Source organism: Rehaibacterium terrae (assembly GCF_014202935.1).
Taxonomy (GTDB): Bacteria; Pseudomonadota; Gammaproteobacteria; order Xanthomonadales; family Xanthomonadaceae; genus Rehaibacterium; species Rehaibacterium terrae.
In genome coordinates this window covers 1-25,397 of sequence record NZ_JACHHX010000023.1, presented here as the reverse complement: position 1 = coordinate 25,397, position 25,397 = coordinate 1, and the positions used below count along the sequence as shown (strand labels likewise).

At 68.8% G+C, this 25,397-nt stretch carries 19 protein-coding genes and 1 tRNA gene; 10 read left to right on the top strand and 10 right to left on the bottom strand.

What is annotated here, in order from left to right:
• Positions 1-44 precede the first annotated feature (44 nt).
• From HNQ58_RS12500 to HNQ58_RS12485, 4 genes are all read right to left on the bottom strand, one after another.
• The gene (locus HNQ58_RS12500) at positions 45-1,133 is read right to left on the bottom strand and encodes a hypothetical protein (RefSeq protein ID WP_183949263.1); all 1,089 of its coding nucleotides are present in this window, start codon (positions 1,131-1,133) and stop codon (positions 45-47) included.
• Between the two features lie 105 nt (positions 1,134-1,238).
• Complete coding sequence (locus HNQ58_RS12495; RefSeq protein WP_183949262.1) at positions 1,239-1,883, bottom strand: HdeD family acid-resistance protein; 645 nt, start codon at positions 1,881-1,883, stop codon at positions 1,239-1,241.
• Between the two features lie 69 nt (positions 1,884-1,952).
• Positions 1,953-4,805: a heat shock survival AAA family ATPase ClpK gene (clpK, locus tag HNQ58_RS12490; RefSeq protein ID WP_183949261.1), complete on the bottom strand. Its 2,853-nt coding sequence runs from the start codon at positions 4,803-4,805 to the stop codon at positions 1,953-1,955.
• Positions 4,806-4,882: 77 nt separating this feature from the next.
• Complete coding sequence (locus HNQ58_RS12485; RefSeq protein WP_183949260.1) at positions 4,883-5,482, bottom strand: Hsp20/alpha crystallin family protein; 600 nt, start codon at positions 5,480-5,482, stop codon at positions 4,883-4,885.
• A gap of 457 nt (positions 5,483-5,939) precedes the next feature.
• Here HNQ58_RS12485 and HNQ58_RS12480 point away from each other — a divergent pair.
• The 7 genes from HNQ58_RS12480 (at position 5,940) to HNQ58_RS12450 (ending at position 11,299) form a co-directional block, all read left to right on the top strand.
• A tRNA-Arg gene (locus HNQ58_RS12480) sits at positions 5,940-6,016 on the top strand.
• Positions 6,017-6,063: 47 nt separating this feature from the next.
• Entirely contained in the window at positions 6,064-7,596 is a 1,533-nt protein-coding gene (amaB, locus tag HNQ58_RS12475) for an L-piperidine-6-carboxylate dehydrogenase (protein ID WP_183949259.1), read from the top strand.
• Between the two features lie 3 nt (positions 7,597-7,599).
• Positions 7,600-7,932, top strand: coding sequence for a hypothetical protein (locus tag HNQ58_RS12470; RefSeq protein ID WP_183949258.1), 333 nt, complete (start codon positions 7,600-7,602; stop codon positions 7,930-7,932).
• Between the two features lie 10 nt (positions 7,933-7,942).
• Entirely contained in the window at positions 7,943-8,224 is a 282-nt protein-coding gene (locus tag HNQ58_RS12465; protein ID WP_183949257.1) for a DUF4190 domain-containing protein, read from the top strand.
• Positions 8,225-8,226: 2 nt separating this feature from the next.
• Positions 8,227-9,300, top strand: coding sequence for a quinone-dependent dihydroorotate dehydrogenase (locus HNQ58_RS12460; RefSeq protein WP_183949256.1), 1,074 nt, complete (start codon positions 8,227-8,229; stop codon positions 9,298-9,300).
• Positions 9,297-10,370, top strand: a complete 1,074-nt coding sequence (gene murB, locus HNQ58_RS12455) for a UDP-N-acetylmuramate dehydrogenase (RefSeq protein ID WP_183949255.1) — start codon at positions 9,297-9,299, stop codon at positions 10,368-10,370. Before HNQ58_RS12460 ends, murB begins: the two co-directional genes overlap by 4 nt.
• Positions 10,367-11,299 carry a DMT family transporter gene (locus HNQ58_RS12450; protein WP_183949254.1) on the top strand — a complete coding sequence of 311 codons (933 nt, stop codon included), beginning with the start codon at positions 10,367-10,369 and terminating at the stop codon, positions 11,297-11,299. The genes murB and HNQ58_RS12450 overlap by 4 nt, the downstream gene beginning before the upstream one ends.
• Before the next feature lie 27 nt (positions 11,300-11,326).
• Here the strand turns inward: HNQ58_RS12450 and HNQ58_RS12445 are convergent, their stop codons facing one another.
• The 3 genes from HNQ58_RS12445 to HNQ58_RS12435 all read right to left on the bottom strand — a co-directional run bounded on the left by HNQ58_RS12445 (position 11,327) and on the right by HNQ58_RS12435 (position 15,370).
• Positions 11,327-12,394, bottom strand: coding sequence for a class III poly(R)-hydroxyalkanoic acid synthase subunit PhaC (locus tag HNQ58_RS12445; protein ID WP_183949253.1), 1,068 nt, complete (start codon positions 12,392-12,394; stop codon positions 11,327-11,329).
• Positions 12,395-12,397: 3 nt separating this feature from the next.
• The gene (phaE, locus tag HNQ58_RS12440; protein ID WP_183949252.1) at positions 12,398-13,453 is read right to left on the bottom strand and encodes a class III poly(R)-hydroxyalkanoic acid synthase subunit PhaE; all 1,056 of its coding nucleotides are present in this window, start codon (positions 13,451-13,453) and stop codon (positions 12,398-12,400) included.
• 90 nt (positions 13,454-13,543) lie between these two features.
• A complete protein-coding gene (locus HNQ58_RS12435; RefSeq protein WP_183949251.1) occupies positions 13,544-15,370 on the bottom strand; it encodes a 3-hydroxybutyrate oligomer hydrolase family protein in 1,827 nt (608 codons plus the stop codon).
• Between the two features lie 137 nt (positions 15,371-15,507).
• On the opposite strand from HNQ58_RS12435, the gene HNQ58_RS12430 reads away from it, so the two are divergent.
• On the top strand, positions 15,508-16,317 hold the full coding sequence (locus HNQ58_RS12430) for a 3-hydroxybutyrate dehydrogenase (RefSeq protein ID WP_183949250.1): 810 nt from the start codon (positions 15,508-15,510) through the stop codon (positions 16,315-16,317).
• Positions 16,318-16,319: 2 nt separating this feature from the next.
• Complete coding sequence (locus HNQ58_RS12425; RefSeq protein WP_183949249.1) at positions 16,320-16,988, top strand: response regulator transcription factor; 669 nt, start codon at positions 16,320-16,322, stop codon at positions 16,986-16,988.
• Between the two features lie 106 nt (positions 16,989-17,094).
• Here the strand turns inward: HNQ58_RS12425 and HNQ58_RS12420 are convergent, their stop codons facing one another.
• The 3 genes from HNQ58_RS12420 to HNQ58_RS12410 form a co-directional block, all read right to left on the bottom strand.
• A complete protein-coding gene (locus HNQ58_RS12420) occupies positions 17,095-17,820 on the bottom strand; it encodes a hypothetical protein (protein ID WP_183949270.1) in 726 nt (241 codons plus the stop codon).
• Between the two features lie 43 nt (positions 17,821-17,863).
• Positions 17,864-21,187, bottom strand: a complete 3,324-nt coding sequence (locus HNQ58_RS12415) for a hybrid sensor histidine kinase/response regulator (RefSeq protein ID WP_183949248.1) — start codon at positions 21,185-21,187, stop codon at positions 17,864-17,866.
• A gap of 308 nt (positions 21,188-21,495) precedes the next feature.
• Positions 21,496-23,679, bottom strand: coding sequence for a TonB-dependent receptor (locus tag HNQ58_RS12410; RefSeq protein WP_183949247.1), 2,184 nt, complete (start codon positions 23,677-23,679; stop codon positions 21,496-21,498).
• A 173-nt stretch (positions 23,680-23,852) separates the two neighbouring features.
• Here HNQ58_RS12410 and HNQ58_RS12405 point away from each other — a divergent pair, with 173 nt between their 5' ends.
• Complete coding sequence (locus HNQ58_RS12405; protein WP_183949246.1) at positions 23,853-25,166, top strand: GntP family permease; 1,314 nt, start codon at positions 23,853-23,855, stop codon at positions 25,164-25,166.
• Positions 25,167-25,397 lie beyond the last annotated feature (231 nt).

The following is a 25,397-nucleotide window of genomic DNA, read 5'->3' as shown; positions in this document are numbered from 1 at the left end:
GGCGATCAATGATGCCACTGGCGAAATCATGGCGCCGGTGACGCTCAGCGCAGTGCCCGCAACACGGCGGAGACCGAGACCCGACCCGTTTCCATGCCGACGATCCCTGCATCCGTCAGGCGCGCGTAAACGAAGGCGTTGGCCTGCATCACCCACTGTTGCGCGCGCTCCTCAGTGATATCCAGTATCTCCGCGATCGCCGCCGCGTTCATCGCGTCGAGCTCGGCAAGCAGCAGCGAGCGGCGCCATCCAATCGGTAGATCCTTGAGCACTTCGAATGCAAACGCCTGTTCGCTGGCGGCATCGATCTCCGCTTGACTTGGCTCGGATGCTTCAGGATCGAACCCCTCAGCCGGCAGCACGTCGGCCAGGCTGAGTTCCTCGTCAGGCTGGTAGTACTCGTAGATCTCCTCCTCGACCATGGACTCGGCCTGCTGCATGGCGTCCGCAGGCGCTGGTGCGTCCAGGGGAACACTCTCCTGGTAGACGCGGCTGGCCGCCACTTCCCGGTCAATCGCCTTGAAAAGATTCTTGAGCAGCTGCCGGTAGACTGCATCTTCATCACGGCCCGAAACCCAGGACACGCGAGCGGCCGCTACGGCCTCATCCACGACATCCTGCACTGTCGGGTAGTCCATGGGCAGGTCGCCCACCGCGCGCAGGTAGGCAAGTTCACGGCGCGCAACGGCCTTGAGGCGCTCCAGCAATGGCTCGATGCCGGCATTGCCTTCGGCAATGACTGCCTGCGGCAAGGCATCGATCTTGGCCTTGAGTTGTTTCAGCAATTCTCTACGGGCTTTTCGCTTGTACTGGTGTTGCCCGCTCAACCGATCGAAATGGCGCCTGGTTTCGCGAAACAGGCGCTCCACCGCCTGTGTGGCAGCCTGCCTGGGATTGCTCCCCTGCCCCTGAACCACGACGATTTTCTTGCCCGGCAGGCTCAGGCGAAGCGAGGTCACAAACAGGTCGCCGCCACGCTTCTGCTGACTCAGGGTTGCATGCAGCGCACTGTCGGCAGCATTGCGTTTTTCGAGCAGCGGCATGACTTCCTTGCGCAGCAGTGACTCCAGGAGCGCGACCCAATCTGCTGCAGTGAGGTGAGTGGGGCCCATGAGGGACGGTACGATTTTCATGGTCGTCTTTTCCTTATGATTTCGATTTGTTCTATCCAGCGTCCGACGCAAACGCAGCCGAGTGATCGGGCCAGCGCTCGGCGCTGGCCCGATTAACAGCGAACGTCAGGCCGACCGCGTATCGCTGGCCTTTCGCAAGGTGAGCGCAAGCCCCATCAACAGGCCAGCCGCCATCAGCGCATAAACACCCATCATCAGGCCCATCGCGACCATGCTTGCTGCCGGATCGATGATGAGCACCACCGGCACGGCAGCACCGAGAACGACGCTGAGAACGCCGCTGGCCATGAGCCAGCCGCTGCCCTTCGCCTGCTCCTGACGCAGGCGGCGCCCAGCAGCCACCTCCATCACGCCGGTGCTGATCGACCACAGCGACAGCATCACCCAGTTGAAGATCACCAGGGCCACGGCTGCCGCCCACGGCACCAGCACCACGGCAACACCAGCAAAAACGCCAAGTACCCCCCGAAGCACCAGGGACCACCAGCGTTCGACCTTGTTGCGGGCATTTTTCACGCCCATCACGATCGACGTCACGCCATCGAGCAATGCATAGGCGCCGAACACGAAGGTCAGCGCGTAGACTGCCGATAGCGGTGAGAACAAGGCGATCAGGCCGAACACCAGGGCCAACGCCGCGCGTAGCGCCACCCACTTCCAGTTGGTATTGAGGAGACATAAAGTCGGCGCAGCCTTTTCCATGCTCTTTTCCTCACAAGGCGTAGTTACACTCAGCTCGTTGTTGGTCATGTCGGGATTCAAGCTTGATGGAGCTTGTCGATGACGCATGGACAAATACATCGTCCATGCGTCATGACATCAAGCCGGCGTGTCATCCGCCTTCTTCTTGGTCCGACGCTTGCTGTCGGTTCTGGGCTGGTCTTCTTCATCTGATGCCTTGGCGTTACCGCCTGCTTCTGCCTCGGCGGGGAGCACAGGTTCAATCACCACCCGCTCGGCAGTGGCGTCCCAGCGCACACGAACATGGTCGCCCGAGCGCACACCGCCGCCCAGCATTTCGCGCGCCAGCAGGGTTTCCACCTGGGTGCGGATCTGCCGCTTGAGTTCGCGGGCGCCGAATTCCGGCTTGTAGCCTTCTTCGGCCAGATGGTCGATGAGGGTCTCGTCGAAGGTCAGCGTCACCCCCTGCGTGGCGGCATTCCTCGCAACCCGGTCGAGCTGCAGGCCCACCACATGGCGGATCTCGTCCTTGCCCAGGGCGTGGAAGACGATGATCTCGTCGATGCGGTTGAGGAACTCCGGCCGGAAGTGGCCGCGCAACACGTCCATGACCTCGGTCTTGGTCTTCTCGTAGGCCTCGGGTGATTCACCGCGCTTGCTCAGGTTGCGCTGGATGATGTTCGAACCCAGGTTCGAGGTGGCGATGATGATGGTGTTGGTGAAGTCCACCACGCGGCCCTTGCCGTCGGTGAGGCGGCCATCGTCGAACACCTGCAGCAGCACGTTGTAGACATCCGGGTGAGCCTTCTCGATCTCGTCGAGCAGCACCACGCTGTAGGGCCGCCGGCGGACCTTTTCGGTGAGCTGGCCACCCTCGTCGTAGCCCACGTAACCCGGAGGCGCGCCAACCAGACGTGCCACCGTGTGGCGCTCACCGTATTCGGACATGTCGATGCGCAGCAGGGCGTCTTCGTCGCCGTAAATGGCCTCGGCGAGTGCCTTGGCGAGCTCCGTCTTGCCAACGCCAGTGGGCCCCAGGAAGAGGAAGGTGGCGACCGGCTTGCTGCCTTCACGCAGACCGGCCCGCGCCAAACGGACGGCGTCGGACACCGCGCGCACCGCCTCGTCTTGCCCAATCACGCGCTGGTGCAGGCGTTGCTCCAGGTGCAGCAGCTTCTCGCGCTCCTCGGCGGTGAGTTCGTTGACCGGGATGCCAGTGAGCCTTGAGACGATCTGCGCGACATGCTCGGCCTTGACTTCGGCACTTCCCGAGGCACGCTCGCGTTCCCAGGCCTCCTGCCGGGTCTTGAGTTCAGCTTCCTTGGCCTCGATGCGTTTGCCCAGTTCCGCCGCCTTGTCATATTGCTTGCGCGCGGCGGCGTAGTCCTGCTCACGCCGCAGTTGGTGCAGCTCGGCTTCGAGTTCCTGCACCTCCACCGGCCGCGCCGTGGCCGAGAGCTTGACGCGGGCTGCGGCCTGGTCGAGCAGGTCGATGGCCTTGTCCGGCAGGAAGCGCCCAGTGATGTAACGGTCCGACAACTCGGCGGCGGCCAGAATGGCCTCGTCGGAGATGCTGACCTTGTGGTGCGCCTCGAAGGTATCGCGCAGGCCGCGCAGGATCATGATGGCCTGGGCCACCGTGGGCTCGGGCACCATCACCGGCTGGAAGCGCCGCTCCAGCGCCGCGTCTTTCTCGATGTACTTCTGGTACTCGTTGAGCGTGGTGGCGCCAATCAGGTTGAGCTCGCCGCGCGCCATCATCGGCTTGAAGACGTTGGCGATGTCCAGCCCGCCTTCGCCACCGCCCTGACCCGCACCGACGATGGTATGCACCTCGTCGATGAACAGGATCAGCTCACCCTGGTGCTCGGTGATTTCCTTGAGCACCTTCTGCACGCGCTCCTCGAACTCGCCGCGGTACTTGGCGCCGGCGACCAGCGAATTGATGTTGAGCTCGACCAGGCGCTTGTCGCGCAGGGTCTCCGGCACTTCGCCCGCCACCATGCGCTGCGCCAGCCCTTCGACAATGGCGGTCTTGCCCACGCCCGGCTCGCCGATCAGCACCGGGTTGTTCTTCTTGCGTCGCGCCAGCACCTCGATGGTGGTTTCGATTTCCTGGGCGCGGCCAATCACCGGGTCGAGCTTGCCCTCGCGCGCCATCCTGGTCAGATCGCGCGAATACTTGTCCAGCTCCGGCGTGTTGGAGGGTGCTTCGGCGCGGCCGTCTTCAGCGCCTTTGCCCACCACCTTGCTCACCTGCTGACGCAGGGCCTGGGGTGTAAGCCCATAGCGGCGCAGCAAGTTGGCGGCCAGACCTTCACCCTCTTCAGCCAGGCCGATGAGCAGATGCTCGGGCCCGACATAGGAATGCCCCAGCTCGTTGGAGGCCACGAAGGCCCGCGAGAGCGCATCCTTGACGCGCGGGGAGACGCCGATCTCGCCTTCGAAGGGCTTGTCGCCGCGCTTGGCCTCGGCTTCGATCTGGCGGCGCAGGTCTTCCGGCTTGATCTTGAATTGGTTCAGCACCGTCCTGACCACGTCGCTGTCGGCCAGCGCCAGCAACAGGTGCTCGGTATCGACCTCGGAGCGACCGAACTCGGCGGCCAGACGGGCCGCGTCCTGCAGCAGCGCTTCGGACTGCTCGCTGATGCGCCCAGCCAGGCCGGAGGCACGGCGACGTGGCGCAGCACGCTCACCCGCAGCAGCTGCCGGCGTGCCGAAGCTGGCGTCGACGACCTCATCGTCGTCCGCCCCTGCCGGCGCCAGGGCCTCGCCTCCCAGGCGGAAGAAGTCGCTGCCCAGGAAATCCTCGAACAGACCGCTGCGTGAGCCGAACAGGGACTCCAGCGGGGAAATGGTGCGTTTTTGCTGGCGCACCAGTTGGCGGTAGTGCTCGTCGCACAACAGCATGGTGGTGCGGCGGCCATTGAGGCTGGCCTCCACGCGCACAGTGGCGGGTTGGCCGCAGACTTGGCAGGTATTTTTGGACATTTTGATGGACTCCAGCCCCAAAGGGCGCAGTTAAAAAAAGAGCGCCACCCGAGGTGGCGCTGGAACGACGCATCCGATCAGCTCTGGATGGGAATCCGGCGGGCGCCGCTGGCAGCCGGCTGCTCGCGCTTGTCGATCATGATGGTCAGCACGCCATTCTTGAATGAGGCCTTGATGGCGTCCTGGTTGGCGTCGGCCGGCAGGTTCAGGGCGCGCTGGAAGCTGCCGTAGCTGCGCTCCACGAAGTGGTACTGCGCATCCTTGCGTTCCGCTTCCTGACGCTTCTCGCCACGAATCCACAGCACGTCGTCGTCCAGGGTGAGCTGGATGTCTTTCTCCTCGACGCCTGGCACTTCCAGCGTGATGACGTACTGCTTGTCAGTCTCCTGGATGTCGACCAAAGGCCGCAGCACACCTTGCCACTGGGGCAGCAACGACGGCGCCGACGCAGGCAGGCTCAGACGCGGGAAGCCGAGGCCGAAACCCCGGAAGGCCTCGTCGAACAGCCGATCGACCTCGCGGTGCAACTGGAGCAGCGGATCGGCAGTGTGCAGGCTGGGCAGGCCGCCCGGAGCCTGTGACCGAGCGACCGGCAGGTTGCCGGCGCTTTGCTGCGCCTCCTGCTGCTCCTTCTTGAACCAGTTCCAGGGGGCGAGTTTCTTGAGGTCAAAATTCATGTTCTCTCTCCTTTCGGTAGCCATTCACACAAAACCCGCGCAGTGCGCATTCAATCGCCCATGAAGAACCAGAAGGCCAGCACGTGCGCGAGCATGTCTCGATTTCCATGGAGATAGTGGCTTGTGTTCCCGTTTCAAGGGCTTTCGCCGACGGCTTATGGTCACCGACAGTCGAATCCCTGCCGATCTTTACCAGGCATGCCCGTGTACGCGGGGAGCCCATCCCCTCCGAAGTCAAGGCCTGACGGCCACGCAAAACCCGGAAGAACCGGTTTCCGCAGCAACCCGCGCCAGCGCTCATCAGCTCGGGAGGTCAGTCAGCACTGGGGCAACCATCCGCCACCATCCATTCCAGGACGGAGGCCGGGCATGTCCCGGCCTTCGTCGTTTCCGCCCGCCGCGTGCCGGCGCCCCGGCATGGCCGCGTCGCCGCTTGCGGTTACAATGTGCCGTCCATGGCCCCGTAGCTCAGCTGGATAGAGCGTCCCCCTCCTAAGGGGAAGGTCGCACGTTCGAATCGTGTCGGGGCTGCCACCTTCCGGGCGTCCGTCCGCGCGGGCGCGTCAGCATCAGGAGACACCATGCCCCATCCCGTCCTCACCGCCCTGGGCCTCGGCTCCGTCGAGTCCGGCACCTATCTCGGCAACGGCGAGTGGTCGCAAGCCACCGATGCCGGCGTGCTGGAGCCGGTCAACCCGACCACGGGCGAGGTGCTGGGGCGGGTGTATGCCACCAACGCGGCCGACTACGAGACGATCCTGGAGCGCGCCCAGGCGACGTTCAGGACCTGGCGCACCACGCCGGCCCCGCGCCGCGGCGAGGCGATCCGGCTGTGCGCCGAGGCGCTGCGCCGGCACAAGGACGCACTGGGTTCGCTGGTCGCGCTGGAGATGGGCAAGTCCAAGCCCGAGGGCGACGGCGAGGTGCAGGAGATGATCGACATCGGCGAGTTCGCCGTCGGCCTCTCGCGCCAGCTCTACGGCCTGACCATGCACTCCGAACGCCCCGGCCACCGCATGTACGAGCAGTGGCACCCGCTGGGCGTGATCGGGGTGATCTCGGCCTTCAACTTCCCGGTCGCGGTGTGGAGCTGGAACGCCTTCATCGCCGCCGTCTGTGGCGACATCACGATCTGGAAGCCCTCGCCCAAGACCCCGCTGTCGGCGATCGCCGCGATGAAGATCTGCAACGAGGCGCTGCGCGCCGGCGGCTTCCCGGACATCTTCTTCCTGTTCAACGACGCCGGCACCGAGCTGGCACAGCGCCTGGTCGACGACAAGCGCATCCCGCTGATCAGCTTCACCGGCTCGACCCGTGTCGGACGCCTGGTCGGCGAGCGCGTCGCCCGCCGCATGGGCCGCTCGCTGCTGGAGCTGGGCGGCAACAACGCCATCATCGTCGACCCCAGCGCGGACCTGAAGCTCGCCATCCCCGCCATCGTGTTCGGCGCGGTCGGCACGGCCGGCCAGCGCTGCACCACCACCCGCCGCCTGTTCGTGCACGAGTCGATCTTCGACGAGGTGCTCGGCAAGCTGGTCGCCGCCTACAAGCAGGTCGAGCAGAAAATCGGCGATCCGACCGATCCGGCCAACCTGATGGGCCCGCTCAACAGCCGCGAGGCCGTGCAGGCCTACCTCGATGCCATCGAACAGGCCAAGGCGGCCGGCGGCAAGGTCGAAACCGGCGGCGCCGCGATCGACCGCCCGGGTTTCTTCGTGCTGCCGACGATCATCACCGGGCTGAAGAACAGCGACCAGATCGTGCAGCACGAAACCTTCGCACCGATCCTCTACGTGATGCCGTACTCGACGCTGGACGAGGCCATCGAGATGCAGAATGCGGTACCGCAGGGCCTGTCGAGCGCGATCTTCACCCAGAACCTGAAGGCGGCCGAGCAGTTCCTCTCGGCAGCCGGCAGCGACTGCGGCATCGCCAACGTCAACATCGGCACGTCCGGCGCCGAGATCGGCGGCGCCTTCGGTGGCGAGAAGGAAACCGGCGGCGGCCGCGAATCGGGCTCGGACGCCTGGAAGGCCTACATGCGCCGGCAGACCAACACCATCAACTACTCCGATGCCCTGCCGCTGGCGCAGGGCATCAAGTTCGACCTCTGAGCGATGCCGGCACGCACGCCGCCGACACTGGGCCCGCTGCGCCGGCGGCTGGCCGGCGTGCTGACCGCCGCCCTGCTGGTGTTCGCCGCGCTCTCGGCGATGCAGGGTGTGGCGCGCAACCAGGTTGGCGAGACCCTGTCGGGGACGGGCCTGTTCCTGCTGCTCCTGCCGCTGGCGCGGATGCCGGAGTTCTGGTTCCTGCGCCTGCGCGAGGCACTGGGCCGGGGCGCCCTGCAGGATTCCCTCGGCAAGCGGCTGGAAACGCTGGCGATGGTCGGCGCCGGGCTGCTCATGCTCGCCTATGGCGGCCGGATCATGCACTGGCTGCTGCCCTGAGGAGACCGCGATGAACGCCACCCCGCAAACCAGCGCCACCGCCGTGATCAGCCTGATCTTCGGCATCCTCGCCTGGACCGTGCTGCCGTTGCTCGGGGCCATCGTCGCCATCGTCACCGGCCATGTCGCCCGCAGCGAGATCCGGCATAGCCAGGGAGCCGTCGCCGGCGACGGCATGGCGATCGCCGGGCTGGTGCTGGGCTGGCTGCAACTGCTGTTCGTCTTCCTGCTGGTCGCCGTGGTGCTGCTGTTCTTCGGCGGCCTCGCCTTTCTCGCCAACCTGACCGGCTGACCGTGTACGGACTCGCCCGCCCCTTCCTGTTCCGCCTCGACGCCGAGCAGGCGCACGGCCTCGGCCTGCGCGCGCTGGAGACGGCCTACCGTCTCGGCCTCAATCCGCTGCTGGCGGCGCGGCCCGAGCCGATGCCGGTGCGCGTGTTCGGCATCGACTTCGCGAACCCGGTGGGCCTGGCCGCCGGGCTGGACAAGAACGGCGAGCACATCGACGCCCTGCTCGCACTCGGCTTCGGCTTCGTCGAAATCGGCACGGTCACCCCGCGCCCGCAGGCCGGCAACCCGAAGCCGCGCATGTTCCGTCTGCCCGAGCACCAGGCCGTGATCAACCGGCTCGGCTTCAACAACGGCGGCGTCGATGCACTGGTGCGAAACGTCGAGCGTGCGCGGCGCCGCGGCGTGCTCGGCATCAACATCGGCAAGAACAAGGACACACCCAACGAAAACGCGGCGGACGACTACCTGCACTGCCTGGAGCGCGTCTACCCGCTGGCCGACTATGTCACCGTCAACATCTCCTCGCCGAACACGCAGGGCCTGCGCGACCTGCAGGAAGAGCAAACCCTGCGCCGCTTCCTGGGCACCCTGCGCGACGCCCAGGAGCGCCTCGGCGCGCGGCACGGCGCGCGCAAGCCGATGCTGCTGAAGATCGCGCCGGACCTGTCCGAGGAGGAGATCGACGGCATCGCCGACGTGCTGAACGCGGCGCAGGTCGATGGCGTGATCGCCACCAACACCACCGTGGACCGTCGCGTCATCGAAGGCCACCGGCTGGCCGGCGAGGCCGGCGGCCTGTCCGGCAAGCCGCTCTACGGCCGCAGCACCGCCGTGCTGCGCCGACTGCGCACGCGGCTGGATGCGCGCATCCCGCTGGTCGGCGTCGGCGGCATCCTCAGCGGCGCCGATGCGGTGGGCAAGGTCGCTGCTGGCGCGACCCTGGTGCAGTGCTACACCGGTCTGATCTACCGCGGCCCCGAACTCATCCGCGAGTGCGTCGAGGCGATGCGCCGCCGCCGCGAAGCGCCGACCGGCAGCGGTGCCAGCCTGCCGGGTGCCCCGCGCGGCGAGCGATGACCGACTTCACCCTGCTCGAAGACGCGCCGCTGATCGCCCGCAACACCTTCCGGGTGCCGGCACGCGCGGCCCTGCTCGCCGACGTGCGCAGCGCACGGGGTCTGGCCGAACTGTTCGCTTTCCCGCGCCTGCGGAACACGCCAGTGCTGGTGCTGGGCGAAGGCAGCAACGTGCTGTTCGCCGGCGACTGGCCCGGGCTGGTGCTGAGCCTGGCGATGGTCGACCTGCGCATCGTCGAGGACAGCGGCGACGCCGCCCGGGTGCGCGCCGAGGCCGGCGTCAACTGGAACGACCTGGTCGGCTGGACGCTCGCCCATGGGCTGTGCGGGCTGGAGAATCTGGCCCTGATTCCCGGCACCGTCGGCGCCGCGCCGATCCAGAACATCGGCGCCTACGGCGTGGAGGTGCGTGAGTTCATCGAGGCGGTCGAAGCCTTCGACCGCCTCACCGGCCGCATCGAGCGACTCGACAACGCCGCCTGCGCGTTCGGCTACCGCGACAGCATTTTCAAGCGCGAGCCGGAGCGCTGGATCGTCACCGCCGTCGAGCTGCGCCTGCCACGCCAACGCCCGCTGCGCATGGACTACGCTGGCGTGCGCGAGGAGCTGGCCGCGATGGGTGTGGACATGCCGCGCGCCCGCGCCGCCCACGTCGCCGAGGCCATCGCCCGCATCCGCACCCGCAAGCTGCCCAACCCGGCGCTGATCGGCAACGCCGGCAGCTTCTTCAAGAACCCGGTGGTGCCGGCCGACGTCGCCGGACGACTGCAGGCCGAGCACCCGGCCCTGCCGGCCTGGCCGGCTGGAGCGGACGGCAGCCACAAGCTCTCGGCCGCCTGGCTGATCGAGAGCTGTGGCTGGAAGGGCCACCGCGAGGGCGACGCCGGCGTGGCCGAGCAGCATGCGCTGGTGCTGGTCAACCATGGCCGCGCCACCGGCGCACAGATCCTGGCGCTGGCGCGACGGATCGCGCAGTCGGTGTACGACCGCTACGGCATCGTGCTCGAAGCCGAGCCGCGCATCCTCGGCGCCGCGCCGATCCACCCGCCCACGGAAACACCCGTCGCATGAGCCAGGACGCCGCCGCCGACCATCGTTCCCGCGAGATCTGGCGCGCGGTCGGCCTGATGACCTTGAGCGCGGTGTTCTTCGGCTGCATGGCGGTCACCATCCGGCTGGCCTCCAAGCAGCTGCACCCGTTCGAGATCGCCTTCTTCCGCAACCTGTTCGGCTTCGCCTTCGCGCTGCCGCTGCTCGCCCGCCACGGCCTGGGCCTGCTGCGCACCGACAAGCTGCACATGTACTTCCTGCGCTGTCTGATCGGCATCGTCTCGATGCTGGCCGGTTTCTGGGCGATCGTGAACCTGCCGCTGGCGCAGGCGATCTCGCTGTCCTATTCCACGCCGCTGTTCGTCACCATCGGCGCGGTGCTGGTGCTGGGCGAGATCGTCCGCGCCCGCCGCTGGACGGCGGTGCTGGTCGGCCTGCTCGGCGTGCTGGTCATCGTGCGCCCGTTCGGCGACAGCTTCACCGCCGGCTCGCTGGTCGCCCTGCTCGCCGCTGCCGCCAGCGCCATCGTCGCGCTCAGCATCAAGGTGCTCGCACGCACCGAGAAGCCCGACGCCATCGTGCTGTACACCACGATCTTCTGGATCCCGATGTCGCTGCTGCCGGCGCTGTTCGTCTGGGAGACGCCGGTCGGCATCACCTGGCTGTGGATCGTGCTGGCGGGCGCGCTCGGCACCCTCGGCCACATGTGCTGGACCCGTGCCCTGCAGATCGGCGACGCCTCGATGCTGACCCCGATCAGCTTCCTGCAGCTGCCGGTGGTGGCGGTATTCGGCTACCTGCTGTTCGACGAGCGCCTGGACCGCTGGGTGATCCTGGGCGCGCTCATCATCTTCGCCGCCAACGCCTACATCGCCCGCCGCGAGGCGCTGCTGGCCCGGCGCACCGTCACCGACCCGCAGGTCAATCCGGAAACCCCGACGCCGCGCTGAGCCGGATCGGGCCGGACTTGCGGCGGTTCAGGCCCGCTGCGCCAGCCAGTCGTGGATCGCCGTCGGCACCTCGCGCTGGGCGCGACCGGACACGTAGATGCCGATGTGGCCGCCCTTGAAGCTGATTTCGGTGTAGTCCTTCGTGCCCGCCAGCCCGCGCAAGGCGCGCGAGGCGTCCGGCGGCACCAGGTGGTCCTGCTCGGCGTAGATGTTGAGCACCGGCATGCGCAGGTTCTTCAGGCTGACTTCGCGGCCGCCGATCTCCACCCCGCCGTTGACCAAGCCGTTGCGCTGGTAGAAATCCTTGATGAACTGGCGGAACGCCTCGCCGGCCTGGTCGGGCGAGTCGAAGATCCAGCGCTCCATGCGCAGGAAGTTCTCCAGCTCGCCGACGTCGTCGAGGATGTCGACCATGCCGACGTACTTCTGCATGAACAGCCGGTACGGCTTGAGCGTGAGGTAGCACCAGTTCATCAGGTCGGCCGGCACGTTGCCGAGCGTGTCGACGAACAGATCCACGTCGATCTCGCGGGTCCAGTGCGAGAGCATGTTGTCCGGGGTGTGGAAGTCCACCGGCGTCACCATCGTGACCAGGTTCTTCACCTTGTCCGGGTGCAGGGCGGCGTAGCACAGCGAGAACGCGCCGCCCTGGCAGATGCCGAGCAGGTTGATCGCGTCCAGGCCATGGCTCTCGCGCAGGTGGTCCACGCAGCCGCCGATGAAGCGCTCGATGTAGTCCTCCAGCGTGTTCCAGCGGTCGGACAGATCGGGATAGCCCCAGTCGATGATGTAGACGTCCTCGCCGCGCGCCAGCAGGCCCTTCACCAGCGAGCGGTCGTGCTGCAGATCGACCATGTACGGGCGATTGACCAGCGCGTAGACGATCAGCAGCGGAACCTTCGCGGTCGGCGCGCGCTCGCCGACGAAGCGGTACAGCGTGAGCTTGCCGTCGCTGTACACGGCCTGCCTGGGCGTGGCGCCGTAGCTCGTGTCGCTGACCTCGCGCAGGGTCTGCAGGCCGGCAGCCAGCTTGCGCTGCAGGGTCTGGACCTCGGCGGCGAGGCGGTCGGGCGTGATGTTCAGCGGTCCGTACATGGCTCAGCCCTTCCGGCCGCGCGCGGCGGTCTTTTTGACGGTCTTTTTGACGGTGTTCTTCGCGATGGTTTTCTTCGCGACGGAAGCCTTCTTCGCAGCAGGCTGCGCGGCCGACTTTTCCGCCGCCGCCCTCTTCACTGGCGAGGCAGTGGACTTGTCGCCCTCGATCGTCGCCAGGCGCGCCTTCAGTTCGCGCACTTCGCGTTCGAGCTGATGCAGCTTGCGGTGGCCGCTGGCGACCTCGCTGCGGGTCGGCATGCCCAAGGCCCGGCACATCTGTTCGACTTCGCCCTGCAACGCCGCCTGCGCGCGCATCTGCGCATTGACGAGCTCACCGTACACGCGGCGGAACTCGGGGCTGAGGGCGACCTCGGCGTAGGCTTCCTCGGCGGCGTCGATCCACAGGTCGAACAGTGCCCTGGCCGACTCGATCTGCCTGCCCGGCTCGCTGCGCTCGGCCAGTCTGTTCTCGAAGATCTCGAAGGCGCGCTCGCCGGCGCGTGCCAGCAGTGCGTGGTAGGCGGCCTGCTTTTCCTGCAGGTCGATCTGCGCCTGCGCCAGCTTCTGCCGGCGCGCCAGATGCTCGCGGGCAAAGCCGAAGGTCGGCAGCCCGAGCAGTGCATCCAGTTCCTTGCGCCAGGCCTGCAGATACGGCGAGGCGTCCTCGGCCCACTGCTGCAAACCCCGGATGCCGGGGCCGGCGATACCGCGGAACAGTTCCGGAAACGGACTCTCGCCATTGGCGCCCAAGGCCTGCTTCCATGCCCTGGCGATGTCGGCGGCGCTGGCGTCGCGTCCGGCGAACTGCCCGGCCACGTCCTGCATCAGCCCGAACCAGTCACGCGCCTGACGGGTGAACTGTTCGACCGCCTGGTTGGTCTCCTCGCGGCTGGAGTGGGCCAACCGGCTCCACCAGTCCACCGCCTGCTGCAGACCCTCGCTGACGGACGTCGCCCCCAGCCCTTCGCCGGCCTGGCGGGCGAAATCGCCGAAGGCATGCCAGTACTGCCGGGCCAGATCGGCGAAATCGGCCGGCCCAGACGGATTCGATGCACTCATGCGTCCTCCGGAAGTCGCAGCACAGATGCTAGCACCCACGGCGCGACTTTCCGCGGCAGCGGCGCCACCGCGCCCCCCGGAAACCGGCAGCTATGGCAGCGCCAGATGCTCCGGCCGCAGCGGTTCGATGCCTTCGGCGCGCAGCGCGCGCGGCGTGGCGGCGATCTCGGCGCTGGCCGGCAACGGCGCACCGTCGGCCAGATGCGACCACATCGCGTCCAGCCCGCGGTAGGCGTAGGGCATCAGCGGCACGTAGCGCATGGCCAGCGGCGGCAGGCCGAGGAAGGCATCGAAGTGCTGCGCGTTGGCGATCCGCCAGTAGCGCAAGTCGCGGCCGTTGGCCTGGGCCCAGGCGGCGTAGGCGCCGCCCGAGAATGCCTCCGGCACCAGCCCGTCGTCGCTGCCGTGCATCACCATCACCGGCAGGCTGGCGCGCGGCAGCGCCGCGCGGGTGGCCTCGATGCCTGCGCGCAGCGCCGCGGCATGCTCGCCCTGCCCATCCCACAGGCCGCGCAGGCAGAGCAGCCCCGGCAGGGCCGGGTCGATGCCGGCAGCCAGGGTGTCGATGAGCTGCACGCCGGCAGCCGGCGGGATGCCGGCGCTGTCGCTCCACCACGCGCTGCGCTCGGCCAGGGTCGGCGCGCGCGGCAAGCCATCGGCATCGAGCATGGCGAAGCCGTAGCCGCAGGGCATATCGCCGCTGCCGCTGCGGGCATAGGCGGCGGCGTAGGTCACCGCCACCGCGCGCCACAGGTCGAAGCCGACGCTGAGCGTGCCGGCGACCAGCGCGGCATCGGTCCAGCCGTTGGCGCGCAGGCGGGCGTAGGCCTCCTGCGCATGCGCGGCGGGGTCGGCTTCCGACAACAGGCCGGCCTGCGCCAGCGTCTCGCAGCGCAGCATCCACGCCGGCGGCACCACGCCACCGGGGCGCGCCAGCGGCTCGTTGTCGAAGGCGCTCGACGCCAGCGCGCAGGGCATCAGCAGCGCCGCCTCGGTGGCGTAGTCGTACAACGGCCGGCCGCCCTCGCCGGGAAGGATGTTCGGCGACACCGCGACCACGCCGTCCAGCCAGTCGCCGTCGAGCTCGGCCGCGCGCAACACCGCGCCGGCACCGTTGGAGACGCCGACCGCGATCACCCGCGTGTCGGCGTGGGTGAACGGCTGACCCAGCTCGCGGCTGAGCACCTGCAGCGCGAAGTCGGCCGCCTGCTGCACATGCCGGCCCCAGTCGGCCTCGGGGTTGTCGCCGGAATGGGCGTGCTTGACCAGCACCCGCGGCCCCGCGCCGGTTTCGACTTCGGGCGCGAATTCCAGTGTCTGGTCCGTGCCGCCCGGCGTGCCGTCGAGTGTGGCACCCTGCCCGCTCGCCGTGTCGAACCAGCCGGTGCCGGCGCCCTTGTCGGTGTAGGCCACCGCGCAGCCGCGTGGCAGCCCCCAGGCGCCGGCCAGCGCGATCGCGCCGTAGATGCCGCGCGAACCGGACGAGGCGGCGACCACGACGCAGCGTTTCTCCGCATCGAAAGCATCGGGCAGTTGCAGCATCACCCGATGCGGGTGGGCCGCGCCCGGCAGCGTCATGAGTGCGTGGAACTCGCGCCCCGGCACCGGCTCGGCCGCACCGTAGATCTCGCCGAAACCGCCGCCCGGGGCCAGATCGGCGATGCCGCGCCAGTTGGCCCACACCGCGCGGCGACGCAGCTCCTGCGCGGTCGGCGCGTCGGCATCGGCGAACGGCGGCGGCACCGGCGAGCGCAGGCCGTCGAGCCCCAGCCCGGCGGTCAGCAGGTCGTCGCCGTCGCGGTGGACGTGCTGGGCGATCTCGCTTGCGCTGAGGGATGCTGTAGGCACGGGCGCGGCGCGCTCCGAACAGGCGGTGGCGAGGACCGCCGCGAGCAGCGCGGCGGCGAGGGGACGCATCGGGATCATCGTGGTCTGGCGCATGCCGGCACGCTACCAGCCGCACCCGGCCACCGCATCGTACCTTGGTACGAGGACAAGCCCGCCCGTGCGCGGCACACTGACGGCCTCCGGTTCCACATTCCACAGGCAATCCCATGACCGACCGTTTCCTCGCCGGCCGCACCGCCCTGGTCACCGGTGCCACCTCCGGCATCGGCCTGGCCATCGCCCGCGCCCTCGGCGCCGCCGGCGCGCGCGTGGCGATCAACGGCCTGGGCACGCCCGAAGTCATCGCCGAAGCGCAGGCCGCCGTGCTCGCTGCCGGCGCGCCCGAGGCACGCCATTTCGACGCCGACCTGCGCCAAGTCCCCGCCATCGAGCGGATGATGGTCGAGTGCGCGGCCTGGTCGCCACCGGACGTGCTGGTCAACTGTGCCGGCATGCAGCACACCGCCGCGCTGGCCGAGATGCCCACCGAGTGCTGGGACGCCATCCTCGCCATCAACCTCAGCGCCGCCTTCCACACCATGCGGCTGGCGCTGCCGGGCATGGCCGAGCGCGGCTACGGCCGCGTGGTCAACATCGCCTCGGTGCACGGTCTGGTGGCCTCGGTGAACAAGGCGCCCTACGTCGCCAGCAAGTTCGGCATGGTCGGGCTGAGCAAGGTGGCCGCGCTGGAATACGCCGCGCAGGGCAGCCGCGCCAGTGGCGGCGTCACCGTCAACTGCATCTGCCCCGGCTGGGTGGAGACGCCGCTGATCGAGCCGCAGATCCAGGCCCGCGCGCAGGCCATCGGCGGCAGCCGCGACGACGGCATCCGCGAACTGCTGCGCGAGAAACAGCCCAGCCAGCGCACCTGCCTGCCGGAGGAGATCGCCGACGCCGTGCTCTGGCTGTGCCGACCGCAGTCGCACAACCTCACCGGCGCCGCCATTCCCATCGATGGCGGCTGGACCTCGCAATAGGCATGCCGCGCCTGCTGATCGCCGACGACCACCCGCTGTACCGGCTCGCGCTGGTACAGGCGGTGCGCGGCGTGATCGACGGCGCCGATGTCGCCGAGGCCGGCAGTCTGGAGCAAGCCCGCGCCACGCTCGCCGCGCAGCCGGACACCGACCTGGTGCTGCTCGACCTGCACCTGCCCGACAGCCACGGCCTGATGGGCCTGGCCGCGCTGCGCGGCGAGTTCCCGAGCGTGGCGGTGGTGATGATCTCCGCCCACGACGACCCGGCCACGATCCGCCGCGCGCTGGCCTACGGCGCCGCCGGCTTCATTCCCAAGCGCGCCGGCATGGACGAACTGCAGGCCGCCCTGCGCGCCGTGCTCGACTGCGAGGAATGGCTGCCGCCCGCGCTGCGCGCCGACATCGAGGCGCTGCCCGGCAGCCGCGAGGATGCCGACCTCTCCGCCAGGCTCGCCACCCTCACCCCGCAGCAGTTCAAGGTGCTCAGCCGCGTCGCCGAGGGCCGGCTCAACAAGCAGATAGCCGACGAACTCGGCATCCAGGAGCGCACCGTCAAGGCGCACATGAGCGCCATCTTCGAGAAGCTCGGCGTGCGCAACCGCACCCAGGCCGGCGTGCTGCTGCGCTCGCTGGAGCTCGCCGACCCCAGCCGCAGCGTCGCCAAGGACTGAACAAACCGCGTGGCGTTACCCCGTGGACGGCGCATCTGTCGTGATGCCGGTGACCTGCGCGGACGCCGCCATCTGCGCCCGCAAGCACCGGCGCTGAGGGTGCGGCTCAGCGCACGTTCGCAATATTGTTCCTGGGGCTGTCATGGCGGGCCCGCAGGGCGCCATCCTGCACCTGGAAGGCCAGTTCGATCCGCACCCGTGCCGACGCCCTCGTGCGCGCCTGGGTCTTCAGCGCGCCCTTCAGCCCGCTGACGGCGTTCTCGACTCCCTTGCCGTCTCCCACCGCACCTTTTTCCACCACGAGGGTCAGCAGATACTCGCCATCGGTCAGCGGTTCGGTGACGTCGATCTGCCCCGGGCCGGCCTCGCGGCTGGGCAGCTCCGCCATCGCCGGGGCTGCCCGACCGGTCGCCGCGTAGGCGGCGGAAGCTGCGCCGCCACCGGCGTTGCCGGGCGACAGGGCAGACACCACGGCGGAGACGATCGCGCCGCCGGGAATCACACCCACGGCCGCCACCCCCGATGCGGCCGGAGCCAGTTGCAGCGTCTGCAAATCGGCACGCATACCCTCCCCGCCGGGGAAGTGCACGACGCACTGGCGGCCATCGCAGGCCGCGACGATCTGCAGGCTGGCGCCTTGGGCCACGGCGCTCCCTGGCGCCTGCAGGCCAGCGTTCACCCGCTCACCAAACGTGGCGCCCTGCGTCTGCTTGGGCACGCTCACATTCATCGAAATGCGGTGGGGCATGCCGCCATCGATCTTGCCGGCGATGGCCGAGCATGCACAGGCCACCCCCATCGCCACCATGAAGGAACGCAAAATCACACGCACGCTCCACCTCCTCATCCATCCCCCGACCGCACCCAATCGTACTCTACCCCGCCCTCGCCGCCAGCAGCCGCGCCATTACCGACTTGAGCGCCAGCGGCTTGAGCGGTTTGTGCAGCAGGTGACCGCCGGCGGCAGCGACGGCGTCGCGGACGTGCTGGCTGTGGTCGGCGGTGATGACGATGAAGGGGCGCGCGGGCTGGCCGTCGATCAGGCGCCGGTAGAGGGCGAGCCCGGTCAGGCCGTCGTCGAGGTGGTAGTCGAGCAGGACCAGGTCGGGCGCGCCCGCCGTGTACAGGGCGTGGGCTTCGTCGCCGTCGCGGGCGGCGAGAACCTCGCACTGCCAGCCGCCCAGCAAGGCCTGCATGCCCTTGAGCACGGCGGGGTCGTTGTCGACGACCAGGACGCGGCCGCCTGGAGCGCGCAAGGCGGCGTGGGCGGCTTTCGGTCGGGCGGCGGTCTGCGGCAGGCCGCGTGGGACGCGGATGCTGAAGACGGTGCCGCGGCCGGGCCAGGAGCGCAGCCCCAAGGGATGCCCCAGCAGGCCCGCAATGCGCTCGGCGATCGACAAGCCGAGCCCAAGGCCTTGACTGCTGCGGTCGAGGCGGCGGAACTCCTCGAAGATGAGGCGACGGTCGGCCTCGGCGATGCCGGGGCCGGTGTCCCAGACCTCGATGCGCAGGGCGTCGCCGTCGCGGCGGCAGCCGAGCAGCACGCGTCCGCGCGCGGTGTAGCGCACGGCATTGGCGAGGAAGTTCTGCAGCACGCGGCGCAGCAGCTGCGGGTCGCTGCGCAGCCAGGCGCGCGAGGGCACACAGTGCAGTTCGATGCCCTTCTCCGCCGCCAGCACGCGGAACTCGGCGGCGAGGTGCTGGAGCAGGTCGTGGGCGCAGAAATCCTGCACCTTGGCGCTCATGCCGCCAGCGTCGAGACGCGAGATGTCGAGCAGACCGGACAGCAGGCTCTCGGCCGAGCCAAGCGCGCCGTCGATGTTCTCCACCGCCTCGTGCGCGCCGCCATGCGCGAGTTGTTGCGACAAGGCGTGGGTGAACAGGCGGGCGGCGTTGAGCGGCTGGGCGAGATCGTGGCTGATGGCGGCGAGGAAGCGCGTTTTCGCCTGGTTGGCGCGCTCGGCCTCGGCCTTGGCACGCTCGAGCTGCGCGGTGCGCTCGACGACGCGCTGTTCGAGCGTCTCGGCGATGCGCTTGAGTTCGGCCTCGGCGCGACGGAAGGCGGTGACGTCGGTGAAAGTGGCGACGAAGCCACCGCCGGGCATCGGGTTGCCGCGGATCTCGACGATGGTGCCGTCGGGAAATTGCCGCTCGGACAGGTGCGGCGTGCCGGCGCGCATGTGAGCCAGCCGCCGCGTCACCTGCGCCTCGATGTCGGCGCCGCGCGCCATGCCATGGCTCAGTGCGTAACGGGCCAGCTCCTCCACTGGCCGTCCGACCTGCAGGAGTTCCGGCGGGAAGCCGAACAGCTCGGCGTAGCGGCGGTTCCATGCCACCAGGCGCAAGTCGCGGTCGACCACGCTGATGCCCTGCGACATGTTCTCCAGCGCGGCCTCGAGCACGCGCTGGTTGAAACGCAGCGCCTGCGAGGCTTCGCCGACGATGGCGGCAACGGTGTCCAGGTCCTGTCCGGTCTCGCGGTGGGCGGCATCGAGCAGCAGGCGCGCCGAGGCGGCGCCGAGCACGGCGGCCAGTTCGCGCTCGACGTGCGCTTCGACCGCGGCAGTGGTGCGACCGCGCACACCGGCCAGCATCGCCTCGACCCGCTCGGCCGGCAGGAAGCGCAGCGCCACGTCGCGCAGCACGGCCACGTCGAGGCCCCCGCCGGGCATGTGCCGCAGCACGCTGCCGCGCGCGGCCAGCAGCAACGTCACCGCGGTGCCGGCGAGCAGGCTGATCACCACGGCGCGCGCCAGGCGGCTCCAGCCGGTGAGGCCGAGCATCCGGTCGGGGGCCAGCCAGTGCCACCCGAACGGGCCTTCGAGCAGCCAGGTCGGCGGGCGTGGCATCGCCTCGGCCAGGGTCGGCACCAGCAGCAGCCATGTCCACAGCATCACCGAGACGATCAGACCGGCCATTACCGCACGCGGCGGCGTATGCGGCCGCCACACCGCGAACAGCACCGCCGGCGCCAAGGTGCCCAGTGCGGAGAACGACAGCGCGCCGACATCGGCCAACGCTTCGCTGCCGACGATGGCGCGGCTGTAGCCCCAGGCCAGCAGTACCACCGCCAGGATGCCGACACGGCGCTGCATCAGCACCGCGCCGCGCAGATCCTGCCCCTCACGCTGCGCCCAGCGCCCGCGCAGCAGCAGCGGCGCCAGCCAGTGGTTGCCGATCATCAGGCTCAATGCGAGCGTGGCGAGGATCACCATGCCGGTGGCGGCGCTCAGGCCGCCGAGGAAGGCCAGCAGCGCCAGGTCCTCGCGGCCTTCCGACAGCGGCAGCGCCAGCACGTACAGATCGGAGGGCACGCCCAGCGGGCCCAGCAGCGCGTCGCCGGCATTGGCCAGCGGCAGGATCGGCAGCGCGATCAGCAACATGTACAGCGGGAACAGCCAGCGCGCGGTGCGCAGGTGACGCTCGTCCTGGCACTCGACCACGCCGACGTGGAACTGGTGCGGGAGGGTGAACATGGCCAGCGCGCCGAGCAGCACCAGCGGCGCGAAGCCCTCGGCACCGCTGCGCGGCGGTGGCGCGGCGGCGCTTGCAGGGAGATCCAGCCCGAACACCACGAAGGCACCCAGCGCGAGCATGGCGCCGAGCTTGAGCAGCGACTCGAAGGCCATCGCCAGCACCAGCCCGCGGTTGTGCTCGATGGCCGAGGCGCGGCGGGTGCCGAACAGCATGGCGAACAAGGCCATGGCCAGCGCGACGTACAGCGCCACGTCCTGCCACGGCGGCGGGCTGAGGTCGGCGGCGCGGGTGAGCAGGCTGTAGCTCATCGCCACCGCCTTCAGCTGCAGGGCGATGTAGGGAACGATGCCGAGCACGGCGACGAAGGTCACCGTCGCCGCCAGCCAGGAGTCCTTGCCGAGGCGGGTGGCGATCAGGTCGGCCAGCGAGGTCGAGTTGTGCTCGCGCGCCAACCGCACCAGCCGAAGCAGCAGGCCGAAACCGAGCACGTACAGCAGGATGGTGCCGACGAAGGTGGGTGGAATCGGCCAGCCCGAGCGCGAAGCCTGGGTCACCGTGCCGTAGAAGGTCCACGAGGTGCAGTAGACGGCGAGCGAGAGCGCGTACACCACCGCCCAGTGCCGGCCCAGCACGCCGGCGCGGCGCTCGCCCCACAGCGCGACCACGAACAGCAGGCCCAGCCAGAGCAGACCGGCGAGGACCGCGATGGTGTCAGACAGCATGCCGTCCCCCGCCGGCCCGGAATGCGCCCGGATGCCGCACCGCCGTCATGATCCCGTCCCGTCCGCCCAGCCTGGAGCACACCCGCCGAGCATAGCCTGTCCGCCCTCCTTCACGCCTGCACCTGGGCGTGCGCAAGCCACGCCGGCGCCACGCATGCCCTGAGCCGGTCCATCTTGGCAGACCCGCCCCAGTCCGTCACAGCCACGGGCTCACCCGGCAGACGGCCTGGCTGCCGCCTGCCATGCCGGGCGCAGGAAAAAAGACGGGCCGCTCGCGCGGCCCGGGGGACACGGCACCGGCACGACACTCAGAAGTCGTAGCGGGCCGACAGACTGATCTGGCGGGGAGGCCCATAGAAACCGGTCAGGATGCCCAGCGCCGGAATGTTGTAGCCGGTCGTCCGGTATTCCTTGTCGGTCAGGTTGGTGCCCTGCAGGGAGAAACTCCACGGCCCGCCGGTCTTCCAGATCACACCCGCGTTGAGCAGGCTGTAGCCGGGCTGGGCGATGGCGGTGCTCAGGTCGGTGGTCGGGATGACCTCGCTCTGGTAGCTCATGCCGATGCGCCAGGACAGTTCGCCGCGTGCCAGCGGCTGGATGTGCTCGACGTTGATCGCGCCGGACCACTCCGGGGCGTTGGTGAACTTCTGGTCCTTGGCGATGTTGACGCCGCCGCTGATGAACTCGTCGTACTTGGTGTCGAGCCAGGCCAGGTTGCCGCTCACGAACCAGCGCGCGCTCGGCTTCCACTGGTACTCCACCTCGACGCCCTGGGCGGTGCCCTTGCCGGCATTGGTGAAGTCGCCGAAGAACTGCGGCGTGCCGTCCGGGCCGATGAAGCTGCTGAACACCGACAGCTGGATGTCCCGGTACTTGTTGTAGAAGTAGGCGAGGTTGAGGAACATCCGCTCGTCGAGGAAGGCCATCTTGCTGCCGACTTCGAAGCTGTCCACCTTCTCGTCGTCGAACGGACGCGCCGAGCGCGGCACGGCAACGGCATTGGCGCGGATGTTGAAGCCGCCGGACTTGAAGCCGCGCGAAGCCAGTGCGTACAGCAGGATGTCCTCGCTGGCGCGGTAGTCGAGCGAGATCCTCGGCGAGAAGTTGGTGAATTTCACCGAGTCGCGGAAATCGGCGGCGACGCTGATCGGCACCGTGTAGGTGGCGTCCGAGTAGCCGCGATTGAGCACGGTGGCGGCCTTCTCCTCACTGGTCCAGCGCAGGCCGGCACTGAGGCTGACGCTGTCGCTGAAGTCGAAGGTGCCGTCGGCATAGACCGCGATGCTCTCGGTGTCCACGTGACCGCGGGTATCGCCGAACAGCAGGTTGAAGAAGTTGTTCAGCACGCGGCCGCCGGCCTTGCCGTCGAACCAGTACACGCCCATCACGCCGCGCACCCTGCCGGCCGCATCGTAGGACAGCTGGAACTCCTGGCTCAGCTGCTCATCGTCGTAGAAGGCCTTCACGTCGGCGATGATGTTGGGCAGGGTGTCGAAATCGATGTTGGTTTCGGTGTCCGATTCGCGCCAGGCGCTGATCGACTTGAAGGTCCAATCGTCGTTGACACGCCAGGTCGCGGTGGCGGAAGCGCCGCGCATCGACGTGTTGTTGACGTTGGGCATGCCGTTGCGGACGTTGTAGCGGTGATCGAGCGGCTGCACGCCAGGGACGAACGGATTGGGCGCCAGCATCTTCGCGCCACGCACGCCCGAGCGGTCGTCCATGCCGTCGAAGGCCAGCTTCAGATTGAAGTCGTCGTTCGGATAGAACCCGATGGAAAAACGGACGGCGTCGATGTTCTTGTCGCTGACATCCTCGCCGGTGCGGATGTTCTCGCCGAAACCGTCGCGATTGAGGCTGGCCACCGCCACGCGGGCGCGCACGGTCTCGTTCAGCGCGCCGCCGAGGGCGCCCTTGAAATCGCGCTGGCTGTAGTTGCCGAGCGTGAGCTGGCCATAGCCCTCCAGCTCGGTCGGCAACTCGCGCGACACGTACTTGATCGCGCCGCCGATGGTGTTCTTGCCGTACAGGGTGCCCTGCGGGCCACGCAGCACTTCGATGCGGCCGATGTCGAACACGTCCAGCAGCGCGCCCTGCGGACGGGCGATGTAGACGTCGTCGAGATAGATGCCCACGCCCGGATCGACACCCCACAGCGGATCGGACTGGCCGATGCCGCGGATGTAGGCGGTGACGGTGCTGTTGGAGCCGCGCGCGGCGTAGATGGTGAGATTGGGGACGTAGGCGCCCAGGTCGCCGAGGTCGCGGATGTTGAGCTTGTCGACGGCCTCGGGCGTGAAGGCGGTGACCGCGACCGGCACGTCCTGGATGGTTTCCTCGCGGCGGCGTGCAGTCACCGAGATGGCTTCGAGCCTGGCCGCGTCGGCACCGGGCTCGGCCGCATCGCGCTCCTGCGCGATGACGTTGGCCGACAGGCCGAGCGCGAGGCCAAGCGCGCCATGGATCGCGAGGCTCAGATGCTTGCGCTTCATGTTCTCCCCTTCTCGTCTGGTTGTGGTACGGCCCGGATGACGCCTGCATGGCCGGATGCTGCGCAGCCTAGTCCCGGCCCCGCGGGGCGGCACTTGTACCTTGGTACAGTGCCGGGCGCGCGGTGCGGCCCGGATACTCCCGGCGTCCGCAACGCGCAAAGGGTCATTCCTGCATGCTCAGCCTGATCGGGCTCGTCGGCGCGCTCGCGCTGCTGATCGTCCTGACGATCCGCGGCATGAACCTGTTCGTCGCCACGCCTCTGTGCGCCCTCATCGTGGCGCTCACCAGCGGCCTGCCGCTGCTGCCGCCGCTCGCCGCCGAGGGGCAGGGCGACCTGGTCGGCACCTACATGTCGGGCTTCACCGGCTTCGTGGCGGCATGGTTCTTCATGTTCCTGTTCGGCTCGATCTTCGGGAAGCTGATGGAGGACACCGGCGCTGCCGACAGCGTGGCGCGCTGGGTGATCGGCCACATCGGCCCCAAGCGCGCGGCACTGGCGGTGGTGCTGGCCTGCGCCATCCTCACCTATGGCGGCGTGAGCCTGTTCGTGGTGGCGTTCTCGGTCTACCCGACCGCGCTGGCGCTGTTCCGCGCCGCCGACCTGCCGCGCCGCTTCATCCCGGCCACGCTGGCGTTCGGCTCGGTCACCTTCACCATGACCTCGGCCGGCTCGCCGGAAATCCAGAACTGGATACCAATCCCCTACCTGGGCAGCTCGCCGTGGGCGGCGTGGGAGGCCAGCCTGATCGTGGCGATCTTCATGGCATGCTTCGGCTACTGGTGGCTGAGCTGGATGCTGCGCCGGGCGACCGCGCGCGGCGAGCGCTTCCAGGCGCGCGAGGGCGACCCGGTAGCCACGCGCGACGACCTGCCCGCATTCTGGCGCGCCCTGCTCGGCCCGATCGCCGTGCTGGCGGTGTCGTTCACGCTGCACGACGCCTTCCAGACCTCGGCGCTGATCCTGGCGCTGCTGGCGGGCTGCATCGTCACCGTGCTGGCCTGCTGGCGACACCGGCGGATGGTCGGCCACGCCATCGGCGAGGGCAGCACCGGCGCGCTGATCGCCATCGGCAACACCGCCGCCGTGGTCGGCTTCGGCGCGGTGGCCAAGGCGGCACCAGCCTTCATGCTGGCGGTGGACTGGATCACCCACCTGCCCGGCTCGGGCGTGGCCACGGCCGCCATCGCGGTGAGCGTGATCGCGGCCATGACCGGCTCGGCTTCCGGTGGCCAGGCCATCGCGCTGCCGATCCTGGCCCCGATCTATCTGGCGCAGGGCGTCGATCCGAACCAATTGCACCGCGCGGTGGCGATCTCCTCGGGCGTGCTCGACTCGCTGCCGCACAACGGCTACGTCGTCACCACCATCCGCGCGATCTGCCGCGAAACCCACGCGGCTGCCTACGCACCGATGGGCGCGCTGACGGTGATCGTGCCGGGCCTGGGCCTGCTGCTGTGCCTGGCGCTGTTCGCGCTGGGGCTGTGAGGGCGACCAGAGCGGCGCAAACGGCGACCGGCAATGTCGTGCCTGCACCGGTCGCGGCTCGCACCGCCGCTGCAGGGACAGCCTGGATAGCCCCGCGCATCGGGATAGGGGCCTCGGAGAATGCCACCTCCGAGGCCCCCTCCCACACCACCGGACATGCGGGTCCGCATCCGGCGGTTGGCAGGGTTGAGGTTGGCGTGTTTGAGCGCTCCCGACACGCCACCTGATTTC

Bases quoted from the DNA above. Each gene is read 5' to 3' on its own strand.
- murB (WP_183949255.1), top strand. From the start codon at position 9,297: ATGACCGACTTCACCCTGCTCGAAGACGCGCCGCTGATCGCCCGCAAC.
- phaE (WP_183949252.1), bottom strand. From the start codon at position 13,453: ATGAGTGCATCGAATCCGTCTGGGCCGGCCGATTTCGCCGATCTGGCC.
- amaB (WP_183949259.1), top strand. From the start codon at position 6,064: ATGCCCCATCCCGTCCTCACCGCCCTGGGCCTCGGCTCCGTCGAGTCC.
- HNQ58_RS12405 (WP_183949246.1), top strand. From the start codon at position 23,853: ATGCTCAGCCTGATCGGGCTCGTCGGCGCGCTCGCGCTGCTGATCGTC.
- clpK (WP_183949261.1), bottom strand. From the start codon at position 4,805: ATGTCCAAAAATACCTGCCAAGTCTGCGGCCAACCCGCCACTGTGCGC.
- HNQ58_RS12495 (WP_183949262.1), bottom strand. From the start codon at position 1,883: ATGACCAACAACGAGCTGAGTGTAACTACGCCTTGTGAGGAAAAGAGC.
- HNQ58_RS12450 (WP_183949254.1), top strand. From the start codon at position 10,367: ATGAGCCAGGACGCCGCCGCCGACCATCGTTCCCGCGAGATCTGGCGC.
- HNQ58_RS12425 (WP_183949249.1), top strand. From the start codon at position 16,320: ATGCCGCGCCTGCTGATCGCCGACGACCACCCGCTGTACCGGCTCGCG.
- HNQ58_RS12485 (WP_183949260.1), bottom strand. From the start codon at position 5,482: ATGAATTTTGACCTCAAGAAACTCGCCCCCTGGAACTGGTTCAAGAAG.
- HNQ58_RS12430 (WP_183949250.1), top strand. From the start codon at position 15,508: ATGACCGACCGTTTCCTCGCCGGCCGCACCGCCCTGGTCACCGGTGCC.
- HNQ58_RS12410 (WP_183949247.1), bottom strand. From the start codon at position 23,679: ATGAAGCGCAAGCATCTGAGCCTCGCGATCCATGGCGCGCTTGGCCTC.
- HNQ58_RS12435 (WP_183949251.1), bottom strand. From the start codon at position 15,370: ATGCGTCCCCTCGCCGCCGCGCTGCTCGCGGCGGTCCTCGCCACCGCC.
- HNQ58_RS12445 (WP_183949253.1), bottom strand. From the start codon at position 12,394: ATGTACGGACCGCTGAACATCACGCCCGACCGCCTCGCCGCCGAGGTC.
- HNQ58_RS12500 (WP_183949263.1), bottom strand. From the start codon at position 1,133: ATGAAAATCGTACCGTCCCTCATGGGCCCCACTCACCTCACTGCAGCA.
- HNQ58_RS12465 (WP_183949257.1), top strand. From the start codon at position 7,943: ATGAACGCCACCCCGCAAACCAGCGCCACCGCCGTGATCAGCCTGATC.
- HNQ58_RS12415 (WP_183949248.1), bottom strand. From the start codon at position 21,187: ATGCTGTCTGACACCATCGCGGTCCTCGCCGGTCTGCTCTGGCTGGGC.
- HNQ58_RS12470 (WP_183949258.1), top strand. From the start codon at position 7,600: ATGCCGGCACGCACGCCGCCGACACTGGGCCCGCTGCGCCGGCGGCTG.